Annotated in this window: 10 protein-coding genes; 6 read left to right on the top strand and 4 right to left on the bottom strand. The window is 64.7% G+C overall.

What is annotated here, in order from left to right:
• Window positions 1–176: 176 nt before the first annotated feature.
• Window positions 177–3,152 (bottom strand): UPF0182 family protein, encoded by a 2,976-nt coding sequence (locus tag GOSPT_RS04950; protein ID WP_005203637.1) that lies wholly within the window; start codon window positions 3,150–3,152, stop codon window positions 177–179.
• A 213-nt stretch (window positions 3,153–3,365) separates the two neighbouring features.
• On the opposite strand from GOSPT_RS04950, the gene GOSPT_RS04955 reads away from it, so the two are divergent.
• Entirely contained in the window at window positions 3,366–3,962 is a 597-nt protein-coding gene (locus GOSPT_RS04955) for a PPA1309 family protein (protein ID WP_039854808.1), read from the top strand.
• Between the two features lie 3 nt (window positions 3,963–3,965).
• Here GOSPT_RS04955 and GOSPT_RS04960 read toward each other — a convergent pair whose 3' ends face one another.
• A complete protein-coding gene (locus GOSPT_RS04960) occupies window positions 3,966–5,003 on the bottom strand; it encodes a YlbL family protein (RefSeq protein ID WP_005203639.1) in 1,038 nt (345 codons plus the stop codon).
• A gap of 179 nt (window positions 5,004–5,182) precedes the next feature.
• On the opposite strand from GOSPT_RS04960, the gene GOSPT_RS04965 reads away from it, so the two are divergent.
• The 5 genes from GOSPT_RS04965 to GOSPT_RS04985 all read left to right on the top strand — a co-directional run bounded on the left by GOSPT_RS04965 (window position 5,183) and on the right by GOSPT_RS04985 (window position 11,453).
• The gene (locus tag GOSPT_RS04965) at window positions 5,183–6,670 is read left to right on the top strand and encodes a zinc-dependent metalloprotease (RefSeq protein ID WP_039854809.1); all 1,488 of its coding nucleotides are present in this window, start codon (window positions 5,183–5,185) and stop codon (window positions 6,668–6,670) included.
• Window positions 6,671–6,767: 97 nt separating this feature from the next.
• Window positions 6,768–7,694, top strand: a complete 927-nt coding sequence (locus GOSPT_RS04970) for a hypothetical protein (RefSeq protein ID WP_005203641.1) — start codon at window positions 6,768–6,770, stop codon at window positions 7,692–7,694.
• 67 nt (window positions 7,695–7,761) lie between these two features.
• Complete coding sequence (locus GOSPT_RS04975) at window positions 7,762–9,078, top strand: ABC1 kinase family protein (RefSeq protein WP_005203642.1); 1,317 nt, start codon at window positions 7,762–7,764, stop codon at window positions 9,076–9,078.
• A 99-nt stretch (window positions 9,079–9,177) separates the two neighbouring features.
• Window positions 9,178–10,812 carry an HNH endonuclease signature motif containing protein gene (locus tag GOSPT_RS24250; protein ID WP_005203643.1) on the top strand — a complete coding sequence of 545 codons (1,635 nt, stop codon included), beginning with the start codon at window positions 9,178–9,180 and terminating at the stop codon, window positions 10,810–10,812.
• Between the two features lie 77 nt (window positions 10,813–10,889).
• Window positions 10,890–11,453, top strand: coding sequence for a class I SAM-dependent methyltransferase (locus tag GOSPT_RS04985; RefSeq protein WP_005203644.1), 564 nt, complete (start codon window positions 10,890–10,892; stop codon window positions 11,451–11,453).
• Window positions 11,454–11,575: 122 nt separating this feature from the next.
• Here the strand turns inward: GOSPT_RS04985 and GOSPT_RS04990 are convergent, their stop codons facing one another.
• Both GOSPT_RS04990 and GOSPT_RS04995 read right to left on the bottom strand, forming a co-directional pair.
• Window positions 11,576–11,899, bottom strand: coding sequence for a WhiB family transcriptional regulator (locus tag GOSPT_RS04990; protein WP_039854811.1), 324 nt, complete (start codon window positions 11,897–11,899; stop codon window positions 11,576–11,578).
• 172 nt (window positions 11,900–12,071) lie between these two features.
• The gene (locus GOSPT_RS04995; RefSeq protein ID WP_005203647.1) at window positions 12,072–12,320 is read right to left on the bottom strand and encodes a hypothetical protein; all 249 of its coding nucleotides are present in this window, start codon (window positions 12,318–12,320) and stop codon (window positions 12,072–12,074) included.
• Window positions 12,321–12,401: the final 81 nt, after the last annotated feature.

The raw sequence follows: 12,401 nt of genomic DNA on the forward strand, positions 1-12,401 counted from the left end.
ATCGTCATCGAAGATCCTTGCATCGTGAACGATCGATGTGACGGTCCCGTGAACCACGGCTTTCAGTGCGCCAGAGCACATTTCGGCTCCCAATGAGATCGGCGAGACAAGACCCCACAACGACGCTCGGCGCCGGACCGCTATGGTCCGACGCCGAGAGTCACCGTTGCTCGAGGTCAGTTGCCAGAGGGCAGCGCCTCGTAATTCTGCACAGCCTTGTTCAGCCGGTCGAGCGCCTGCCCGTACGCGGTGAAGTCGCCCTTGCTCTGCGCATCCTTGAGCTGGCCGAGTGCAGCACCGATCTCCTTCACCGCGGCGTCACGCTGCGGAGACGACGGCCCCTGCTGGCTCGGTTGTGTCGGCTGCGCGATCGGCTGTTGACCGTTGTCGCCCACGTCGACCGGCCCGTTTTCGGGTGTCGTCGCCTGGGCGGGTGAAATACCCACCTGCTTGAGCGCCTCGGCAACCGTCGCCGCGTAGCCGACACGAGCCTCGTCGCTGGCGGCGTTGTAGTAGACCAGCACGCGGTAGAGCTTCGGTATCGCGGAGTCGTCGGTCTTCGACTGCGTGTACATCGGCTCCATGTAGAGCACGCCGTTCTGCCCCACCGGAAGGGTGAGCAGATTGCCGTAGGTGACCTTGGTGGTGTCCTCGACCTGTTTTCGGTCGGATGCCACGGGTCCTGCGCTCTTCATGTTCTCTTGCGCCTGCTGCGGTCCGACGGTCTGCTTGGTCGTCGGCAGCGTCTTGACGGTGATCTTGCCGTAGTCGTCGGGGTCCGACGACGCCGTCATGTACGCCGAGAGGAATCGGCTGTTGAAGCCGTTCATCACCGTCGTCAACTGGAACTCCGCCTGCGGCCCGCGCGGCGATGCCGCGGTGAAGTAGTACGGCGGCTGACTCAGACCCTGCTGCGTCGCGTCGTCCTTCGTCGGATCATTCGGGATCGACCAGAAATCGTTGCTGCGGAAGAACGTTCCCGGGTCCGACACGTGATAGCGCGACAACAGCGCGCGCTGGATCTTGAACAGATCCTCGGGATAGCGCACGTGCTGTTTGAGGTCTTTCTGCTTGTCGAACTCGCTGCGCGGCTTGACCGTTCCTGGGAAGACCTTCATCCAGGTCTTGAGCACGGGGTCGTTCTGGTCGACCTCGTACAGGGTCACCTTGCCGGTGTAGGCGTCGACAGTCGCCTTCACCGAGTTGCGCACGTACGACACCTGCTTGTTGACCTGCGTCCGGCCCGTCTGTCCGCGGTTGAGCTCCTGGGCGTCGGTCGTCGCATCCTGCAGCGACGTCTTCTGCGCGTACGGATATGTCGCAAGGGTGGTGTAGCCGTCGACGATCCACTTGATCGATCCGTCGGCCATCACCGACGGATAGGTCTTGGAGTCGACGGTCAGCCACGGAGCGACCTTCTTCACGCGGTCCCGCGGATCACGGTTGTAGATGATCTTCGAGTTGGAGTTGATCGCATTCGACAGCAGGATGTTGCGCTCGGTGTACTTGACCGAATACAGCATCCGGTTGAACCAGTTGCCAAGCGAGACACCCGAATCGGCACTGTAGGTGTAGTTCTTGCCGTCGAGGTCGTATTCGCGGTCGCCTTCTGTCGAGCCGACGATCGCATAGTCGGGATCGACCTTGGCGATCAGCTCACCGAAGTAGATACGCGGCTGGCTGACCTTGATCGGAGCGTTGGCCTTGTAGTTCTCGGTCTGGTAGTTCTCCAGGTCGCTCACCGCGAAGACCGGCAGGCCACCGCGATCACTCTCGGCATCCGACGACGCTTCGTCGACGGTGTTCGCCTGCGCAGCAATGAATCCGTTGCCGTGCGTGAACACCGTGTGCTTGTTGATCCAGTTCTGCTGGTTGGCGTCGAACTTGCTGGGATCGAGTTCGCGTGCGGCCACGATGAAATCGCGCTGCTGACCGTCGACGTTGTAACGGTCGACGGCGAGCTGCGTCGGAAATCCGTAGAAGTTCTTGAGCTTCTGACGCTGGGTGAACGCGGGCTCGATCACGTTCGGATCGAGGATGCGGATATTCGACAGCGTGGCGCTGTCGTTGTTGACCGCGACAGGATCTGCCTGTTGCTGTGTCCAATTACGTTGATATTCGACGTTGGTGCCGTCGACAAGGCCATATGCCTGTTTCGTGGCGTCCATGTTGCGTTGGATGTATTCGAGTTCTTTTTGGGCCGCGTTCGGCTTGACCGAGAACTGCTCCATCGCCAGCGGCCACCCGACGCCCATGACGAGCGCGGTGAACAACATCAGCACGGTCGCGAGCGCAGGGACACGCAGATCCCGCATCACCGCGCCCGCAAAGAACGCGACGGCACAGATGATCGCGACGACCATGAGGATCAGTTTCGACGGCAACACCGCGTTGATATCGGTGTAGCTTGCGCCGGTGAAGATCTCCTGTTTGCGCTGACTCGACAACAGCGAATACCGATCGAGCCAGTACGACACCGCCTTGAGCAACAAGAAGGTTCCCGCGAGAACAGCCAACTGAATACGGGCGGCATTGGTGATCGAGTTGCCGCCACTGCCGAGACGAATGCCGCCGAACAGGTAGTGCGTGATCAGGCTCGCGAAGAACGAGATCACCACGACAACGAACAGGATGTTGAGCACGAACCGATAGAACGGGAGGTCGAAGGCGTAGAACCCGACGTCGAGGCCGAATTGCGGGTCGCGTTGCCCGAACTCGGTTCCGTGAAGGAAGGTCTGCACCGTGGCCCACGACCCCTGCGCGACGAGCGCGAAGACCAGCCCGATGAGAATCGGCGGAATGATCGCGTACCAGCGGATGTGGCCCATGATCGACGCCCGGTACCGCGCCAACGGATCATTCGGGCCGCTCGCGGGCACGAAAACCGGGCGCGACCGATAGGCCAGCGCAACGGCACCGAAGATCAGACCACCCGCGACGATCCCGACGATGAAGAACAACGCGATGCGTGTCCAGACGATCGTCGAGAACACCTCGGTGTATCCGACGTCGGACATCCACAGCCAGTCGGTGATGATGCTGACGAGCCGTGGCCCCACCAACAGCACCACGAGGATGGCCACACCCACCCCGATGGCGATCTTGCTCTTGCGCGACAGTGTCGGCATGCCCGCCGGCCCGCGTACGCCCACTAACCCACTCTCCCAGTGCCATCGTTCTCAGTGCGATCGGTGTTCTCAGCACGATCATTGCAGGGCGTACCCGGTTCGGTCATTTCGGACATCTCCGGGGCTGCCGCACCTCTCAGCGCGATCGTGGCATTCACTGTACTGTCCCCGCACGGGTGCCACTGGATCCCGTGGTCCCGGTACGTCGTCGTAGCGCAGCAGGCAGTATTGACAGCCATGACCGACGAGTTCTCCCCCGACGATCTCGGCCGCGCATTGCACGACGTGCTCGATCACGTCGAACTCGGCGGGTGGGGTCAACCGCCGCAGGTGTTCGCGCTCGTGCCGACGAGTCTGATCGCCGCGCAGAATCCTGGGCTCGTCGACGAGGACGACGACTCTGCGCTGAGCCCCGTCGCGCAGGAGCCACTCGAGGTCGCCGCGGGCGACGAACCCTACGCGCAGCTCGAGGAGTTCTTGGCGACGGCGACGTGGAGCCCGCCGGTGGAAGGTGTGGCGCTGGTCCTGGAGATCGTCGTTTTGCCTCCGGATGCCGAAGGTGACCTGGACTCCGCTTTCGAACCACTCCTCGGCGATCCGGCCGCAAGCGAGTCCGCAGCGCGCGCCGCGGCCCGCAGACACCCGTCGGCGCGCACGGCACGCCTGGCGGTCGGCGCACTGCGTGGGGGAAAGACGCTGTCGTTGATGCGGCTGCAGCCCACTCCGGACGACAATCCCGATGCTCCGATGGAACTGCTCACGCATCCAGAACTGGCGTCGACGCTGCAGTCGGCCCTGGCTGCCACGCTCGACGACCGCGGACCACAGGGCTAGAACTCAGCAGTGAGGCGCATCCTTGCCTGCGCGCACGTCGTCGAGTGCAGAGAGCGCGGAGTCGAGTGAGTTCACCTTGACCAGTTGCAGTCCGTCGGGAGCGTCGGACTTGGCCTCGGTGCAGTTGCGTTCCGGCACGAGGAAGACATTTGCTCCGGCTTCACGGGCGGCGCGGGTCTTGTGCGTGATGCCGCCGATGGGGCCGACCTGGCCGTCGTCGGCGATCGTTCCGGTGCCCGCGATGAACTTGCCGCCGGTCAGCTCGCCGGTTGAGAGGCGGTCGATCACCGCGAGTGTCAGCATCAGACCGGCTGACGGGCCGCCGATGTCGCCGACGTTGTAGGTGATCTTCAGGTTGGGGTCGGCGTTGACCACATCCGGCGTGAGTCCGATGTAGGCGACGTCGTTGTCGTCGGGGCGAGCGGCCGCGGTGACCGTGACGGTCTGCTTGGTGCCCGCGCGATCGATCTCGATCGGGATCTGCGCACCCGGCTTCTGTTTACGCACAGCCGACTGCACGTCCTCCGACGTCGACACCGCTGCCCCACCGACCGACAGGATCTGATCGCCCTGACGCAACACCTTCGACGACGGTCCGTCTGCGGCGACCGAGTCGACGATCAGCTTGGTCGGACGGTTGAGGTGGCGCAGCGCGGCGGCCGTCGCGGTGCTCTCCGACCCGGACATCTGCTGCTGGTTCTGTTCCTGAACCTGCTGCGTCGTCTGGTCGGGCGGGAAGATCTGCTCACGGGGCTGCACGGTGTAGCGGCCGGAGACCCACAGGCGGATCGAGTCGAACAGGGTGAGGCCGTCGTTGACCGACACGGTCGTGAGGTTGAGGTTTCCGGTCGTCGGGTCGACGGGGGTACCGGTGATGTCGACGACGGGCTTGTCGTCGAGCTTGCCCAGCGTGTTGACGGTCGGTCCTGGTCCGAGCGCCACGAAGGGCACCTGCACGGTTGTGCCGACGACAATGAGGATGAGAAGGAGCAGCGTCGTCACTGCGATGGTGGCGATTCGGCGGGAATGCTGCCGCACCATCGTTGCGGGACCTGTCATTCCGCCCACCATAATCGACGCCGCGAGGGGCACTTGCACGCAGGCGCGAGCGAGCACGATTGAGTCGACGTCGCGCAGCGTCGAAGATCATGAGCGAACTACGCTCAAGGCGAACGTCGTGCAGGTCACCCATGGTCGACTCGGACGGTACCGTGGAACCCATGAGTGATTTGCCCTTCGGTTTCTCCCCGTCCGGCGACGGTGACGACAACAACCGCGACAAGAACCGCGACGACAAGGGCAGTGGTGCGTCCGGCGGCGCCTCTGGTGGCGGCGATTCCGCACAGAACCCCTTCGGCTTCGCGCTCGGCGGTGAGTCGCTCGACCCCGCGGCGCTCGGCCAGGTATTCAGCCAGCTCGGCAGCATGCTCAGCGGGATGGGTTCTGGAGGCTTCGGATTCGGTGGTCAGGGCAAGGCATCGGGGCCGGTCAACTACGACCTCGCGTCGAACCTCGCCCGCCAACAGATCGGCAACTTCACCCCTGTCCTGGAGCGGGAAACGAACGCCGTCACCGACGCGGTTCGTCTCGCCGACGTCTGGCTCGACGACGCGACCACACTGCCCAGCGGTGTCAGCAAGTCCGTCGCGTGGACTCCGGTGCAGTGGCTGGAAGAGACCATGCCGACGTGGAAGCGCCTCTGCGATCCCGTCGCCCAACAGCTTTCGCGTACCTGGGAGCAGAACCTGCCTCCCGAGGCAGCGCAGTTCGCTGGTCCGATGATGGGCATGTTGACCCAGATGAGCGGCATGGCCTTCGGCACCCAGCTCGGGCAGGGACTCGGCCAACTCGCCAAGGAGGTTCTGACCTCCACAGATATCGGTCTGCCGCTCGCACCCGAGGGTGAGGCAGTGCTGCTGCCCGAGGCGATCGCGGCGTTCGCCGAGGGACTCGAGCAGCCGGCACAGGAGATCGTCGTCTTCCTCGCCGCGCGTGAGGCAGCACATCTGCGCCTCTTCACGCATGTGCCGTGGCTGCGTCAGCGACTGTTCGCGACGGTCGAGGAGTACGCGCGTGGCATCACCGTCGATTTCAGTGGAATCACCGACCTCACCGCGAATATCGATCCGGCGCAGTTGTTCTCCGATCCGTCGAAGCTCGAAGAGCTGATGAGTTCGTCGGCGTCCTTCGAGCCCACAACGACTCCCGAGCAGAAGGCTGCGCTGAGCAGGCTCGAGACGCTACTCGCACTCGTCGAGGGTTGGGTGGAACAGGTTGTGTCACAGGCACTTTCTGATCGCATCCCGAGCACCGCCGCGCTCACCGAGACCATGCGTCGACGTCGCGCGTCCGGCGGTCCTGCCGAGCAGACGTTCGCGACGCTCGTCGGACTCGAGCTGCGTCCCCGCAAGGTCCGCGAGGCGTCGACCCTGTGGCGTCAGCTCGCCGAGGCCAGCGACATCAACAACCGCGACGGCGTCTGGGCGCATCCCGACCTCATGCCCGATGCCGACGACCTCGACAATCCCGCGGGCTTCATCGATCGCGTCATCGGCGGCGACGTGGGTGGCATCGACGAGGCAATCGCCGAGCTCGAGCGCACGCTCGCCGAAGAGGCAGCGAAAGACTCCGACGACAAGCCCGAGTCCGACGGCGAACGCGGTGAGGACAAGAAGGACGACGGCAAGAAGGACGACGGCGACGCCTGACGGCGACATCTGTGCATAAAGGTCGACGCACTGCGGCGGCTGTGGATAACGTCGCGCTCATCGGCGCGAGCCACGATTCTGCTGGCAGAGTTGCCGCATGGCGCGACGTGCACGTGAACTGCTGACATCGACGGCAGTCGCAGTTGAGTTGGATGAGTCTCTGCCGGTTGTCATTCCGGGCACCGTCGTGGTCATCCGGCCTGGCAATCGGCTGCAGATCGGTAGCGGCCCCGACAGCGGCATCGTGGTCGAACTCGACCGCGACGTGTCGGCACGCCAACTCGCGGATCTACTCGTGACGCTCGAGAGCCCTCAGCGAATGTCCGACGTCGCAGGCGAACTCGCGACAACCGGCCTGACTCCTGACGACCTGACCACCCTGCTCGAGCACATGGTCGCGGCCGGCCGTGCGCTGCACGGACTGGCCTCGCCACGTCGTATCGACGAGCGCCTGCGCCGCATCCGCGTCCACGGCTCAGGCCCATTGGGTTCACATCTCGCGACGTCGCTGGCCGACGCCGGGTTCTCCGTGACCCGATCGAGCGGACGGCCATCGCCCGAGCATCCGGTGTCGGGATGGCCGACGGATCTGGTGGTGCTCACCGACTATCTCGTACACGACACGATGCTCGTCTCCGGTCTCATGGACGCGGGAAAGCCTCATCTGCAGGTGCGGATGCGTGATGGGGTCGGGATCGTCGGACCCCTGGTTTTGCCGCGACTCACGAGCTGTCTGTCGTGCATCGATCTGCATCGCGCCGACCGCGATCCCGAGTGGCCGATCGTCTCGGCTCAGTTGGTGCGCGTCGCGGGTCACGGACGGCCGGCCACGGTCCGGGCGACCGCCGCCCTCGCCCACGAACACATCGAGCAACTGTCCGTGGCGATCTGCGCGCCCCAGAGCGCGCGACAACCCGAGCTGTTCGGGCGCACCGTCGAACTCCATTCCGAGCCGACTCGGATCGTCACGAAGACATGGGTTCCACATCCGCTGTGCAGGTGCCGATACGACGCCGCCGGATAACTCCAGGAGTGATGGCTGAGGCCGATCCTCAGGTCGGTCCTCTATCCTGTGATGGGGAAAGGACACCATGACCGACATCACACGCGGGCAGCATCGTCGCAACGCTCGGCTCGCGACGCTACCGATCGGTATGGCAGGTCGGGCGGCCGCGGGCCTCGGCAAACGCATGGTCGGAAAAGACAAGGACGAGGTCAACCAGGAACTCTTGGAGAAGGCCGCCGACCAACTGTTCTCGGTGCTCGGCGAGCTCAAGGGCGGCGCGATGAAAGTCGGCCAGGCCATGTCCATCATGGAGGCCGCGATTCCCGACGAGCTCGGCGAACCCTTCCGTGAAGCGCTCACCAAACTGCAGGCCGAGGCTCCCCCGCTACCCGCGCCGAAGGTCCACAAGGTTCTCGACCAACAACTCGGCACCAAATGGCGTCAGCGCTTCCGCGAGTTCTCCGACGAGCCCGCGGCGTCGGCAAGCATCGGTCAGGTCCACAAGGGCATCTGGTCCGACGGCCGGGAGGTCGCCGTCAAGGTGCAGTACCCCGGCGCCGACCACGCATTGAAAGCCGACCTCAAGACGTTGTCGAGGATGTCGGGGCTGCTGCAGAAGCTCTCGCCCGGTACGGACGTCAAGGCGATGATGGACGAACTCATCGACCGCACCGAGGCCGAGCTCGACTATCTCGGCGAGGCCGATAATCAGCGCGCCTTCGCGAAGGCATTCGACGGCGACTCCGATTTCGTCATCCCCAAGGTCATCGCGAGCGCACCCAAGGTGGTCGTGTCGGAGTGGCTCGACGGCACGCCGCTCTCGAAAATCATCACCTCCGGCGATCAGGCCACCCGTAACGAGGCCGCCGCACGCATGGCGACGTTCGAGGTGAGCTCACCGTTCCGTGTCGGACTTCTGCACGGCGATCCGCATCCGGGCAATTTCTTCATCACCGACGACGGTCGCTTCGGCGTACTCGACTTCGGCGCCGTCGGCCACTACCCCAACGGACTGCCTCCGGAAACCGGTCCCATCCTGCGGCTCGCTCGGGACAAGCAGTACGACGAGCTGACCGAAGAGATGATCAAGGCAGGCTTCATCCTGCGGTCCCGCGCCGACCGGGTCAGCCCCACCGACATCGAGGCCTACCTGAAGCCTTACGTCGACCCGCTCTACACCGAGTCATTCCACTTCACCCGTAAGTGGCTCCAACGCGCCGCGGGTAAGGCAACCGACGTGCGCGGCGATGTGTACAAGACGTCGCGAAACCTCAACGTGCCCAAGCAGTATGTGATGGTGTTCCGTGTCCTCGCGGGCTGCGTCGGCATCGCCTCGCAACTCGACGCCGAGGCCCCCTACCGGGCGATCATGGAGAAGTGGGTGCCGGGGCTCGCCGACTGAGTTCTCCGCTCTCCACGCTGTCCGAATTGTCGTACCCACCCTGTAGCGTTGTTGTCAGATCGAACACACAAGCGATCACCAACAACACGGCAAAAAGGGGTGGCCATTACCGACATCATCGACGACCACGCCCCGACGTCACCGTTCCCGCATTCGCCACTGTCGTTCACCGCCGACGACATCGACACGATCAGTCACCTGTCCGGTGTCGAACTCAACGACGTCGCCCGCACCACCCAACGTCTCGCACGCCAAGCCGAAGCACGCACCGCACTTCTCGCCTATCGCATCGGCGAATCGATCGCCGACGACATGCTCGTCGTCGCCGCCACCCGACCCCACACCCACCACGCCGTCGACAAAGCAGCCATCGCCGAAATCTCGCTACAACTCGGCATCTCCCGATCACTCGCGCGCCGCTACGCCATCCTCGGCGCCCACCTCACCGACCTCCCCCACACCACCCTCGCCTTCCTCGACGGCCACATCCGGTTATCCCGCATCGAGCTCGTCGCCGACCAACTCTCGATCCTCGACCCGTCACTACGAGCACAGGCCGAACCCCTCGCGCTCGAACTCGCCCGACGCACCTCCGCCGACTCCACCCTGCGAGACCAACTCACCGAACTGGTCATCGCTCTCGACCCCGACGCCGCCACCGGTGCCCGCCACGACTTCGCCGACCGCAACCAAAACATCCACATCCGACCCGACACACACGGACACGTCACCCTCGACGGCTGCCTACCCGCCGAACAAGGCCTCCACCTCGCCCAGCGCATCTCCACACTCATCGACGAACGACTCTGTGCCGATGACCCACGCACCCACGGCCGACGCCGCGTCGCCGCCCTCGCCGACATCCAAGGCCTCCCCGGCGCCCACCTCACCTGCCACTGCGGAAACACCACCTGCCCCGCCACACCATCCGAGCCCGAAACAGACTGCGACACAGCACCATTCGACGACACAGCACCGCTCGACCAGCCCGACACCGGCGAGGCCGACGCAGGTGTGACTGACGCAGGTGTGACTGAGGCAGGCGAGGCACCCGCGGAGGATCTGCCCAACACCGGCGAGGCCAACGCAGAGGTGGCCGCTGACAGCGCGACCTGCGATGAGCACCATGCCGAAGAGCCGACAGCCGAGCCCGCACAACAGACGGCGCTGGAAGTACTCATCGATCCCGCCGGCGTCGCGGTTCCCCGGCTCGTCGGCTTCGGCGTGATCGACCCCGCCCACGCAGCCGAACTCGCCGCAGGCGTCATCGCACGACCCGTCGCGTTTCCCGACCTCACCGCAGCAAACCTCACCTCGCCAGGACTCAACCTCGCCGCGATGGAATCCAACCTCGCCGCATGGGAGCTGCCCGACAATCCCGCACCTCCCGCCGACCCCACCGGACACGGCGGCTACCCAGCACCACCACCATGGGCGCTGCGATACCGACCACCCGACCGGCTACGCCAACAAGTCATCGCCCTGCACGGGGTATGCCGCTACCCCGAATGCGGCAAACCCGCCGAACACACCGAACTCGACCACCTGGTCAAGTTCAACCACGCCGACCCCCACGCGGGCGGCTGGACCGTGCTGTTCAACCTCGTCCCCCTCTGCGGACCCGACCACCAACGCAAACACCTCGGCTTCTGGACACCCACCATGCACACCGACCTCTCCATCACCTGGACCAGCACCCGCACAGGCGAAACAATCACCACATACCCACGGTGACCACATAGCCGCGCTGACCAGATACCCACGCTGACGGAGTCTTCCTGTGGCGGCAGGCTTTGCGGGATGATGCGGTGATGAACAAGGAGCATCTGGAGTTGTGCGCGAGCACCGAGTGGGCAGATGCGTTGTCACAGTGGATCGTGCCGTGGGCGCTCGACGACGTCGAATTGGGTTCGGATGCCGTCGAATTCGGCCCCGGACCGGGTTTGACCACCGACATCCTGCGTACGAGAACTCAACACCTGACCGCGGTTGAGGTCGATGAGGCGCTGGCTGCGGCGCTTGCCGATCGTTTCGCCGAGGCAGACGACGTGACTGTCATCCACGCCGATGGCACGGCATCTGGACTCGAAGGCTCGCGCTACACGGCCGTCGTGTGTCTGACCATGCTGCATCACGTGCCATCGACAGAACTTCAGGACGCGATCTTCGCGGAGGCGCGTCGACTCTTGACCGCGGACGGCGTCTTCGCGGGTTCCGACAGCAGGGATAGCCCGGACTTTCGCGCGCTGCACGCCGGCGACGTCTGCGTGCCGGTCGATCCGGCGACGTTGGCCGAGCGACTCAACGCAGCGGGCTTCACCGACGTCGAGGTCGAGACGAACGAGTGGGCGGTCCGCTTTCGCGCGCGACCCTGACCGCGCGTCCCCCACGGTGACCGACGCACCACGTCGCAGGTCAGCCAGAACGCAACGCGGCCCCCGCCATCTGCGACGTCGTGTCGCATGAGGCGGGGCCGCGTGGGTCGTGTCCATCCATGTCAGGCCGCGGTCTTGCGCGGGCGGCCGCGGGGGCGCTTGCGCGCGATCACGGCACCACGCTCGAAGATCTCGCCGCCCCAGACGCCCCATGGCTCGGCACGATCAAGCGCAGCCTGCAGGCACTGCGCCCGCAGCGGGCAGTCGGCACACATCGCCTTGGCACGCTCGAGGTCACGGGGGTCTTCGGCGAACCACAGGTCGGCGTCGGCTTCCTGGCACGGAAGGGTCGAGGCGGTGAGTGCCGGTGCGGCACTCAGCGCGTTCCCGGCAGCGACCTCACGGTCCGCCGAGATACAGGACTCCAGAACACATTCGACGGTCATCTGGTACTCCACATCTGTTCGAGGTTGGTCATCGTCTGTGGCGATGGCCCTCGGCCTCGACGTGATGGGAGTTGCCGATCCACTGGTGTGGTGGTTCGGTGATCCGTCACGAGAAAGGCCACGGGTCGCCTTGTGCGATTCACCCGTGGCCGTTGTGGCTGTCGAAACCCTCCTACGTGGAGAGATCCCGAGTCAGTACGGGGAACCGCTGCATCGCTCGCTTCGCTGCGGCAGTGCTCGCTACCGGTGCTGCCGGTGGGAAACCGGTGGCACCGAGACACGGTGCGGGCTGCAGGTCTGCAGCACGCCAGGCGTGGTCACTGACGGCGTATGCGCGCGGCGCATGGTGCGTGATGCGATGAGCATCTGGCATCGCTGCGATCGTCTTCGCAATCACGATTGCGTTGGCGATTCCGTTCACTGATCCACTCCTTTCGGTCTCGATGGTTTCGCGAGGGGTCGTGGCACACATGAATATGCCGGTGACCTTCCCGTGCTGACG

The organism is Gordonia sputi NBRC 100414 (assembly GCF_000248055.1).
In the GTDB taxonomy this organism is placed as follows: Bacteria; Actinomycetota; Actinomycetes; order Mycobacteriales; family Mycobacteriaceae; genus Gordonia; species Gordonia sputi.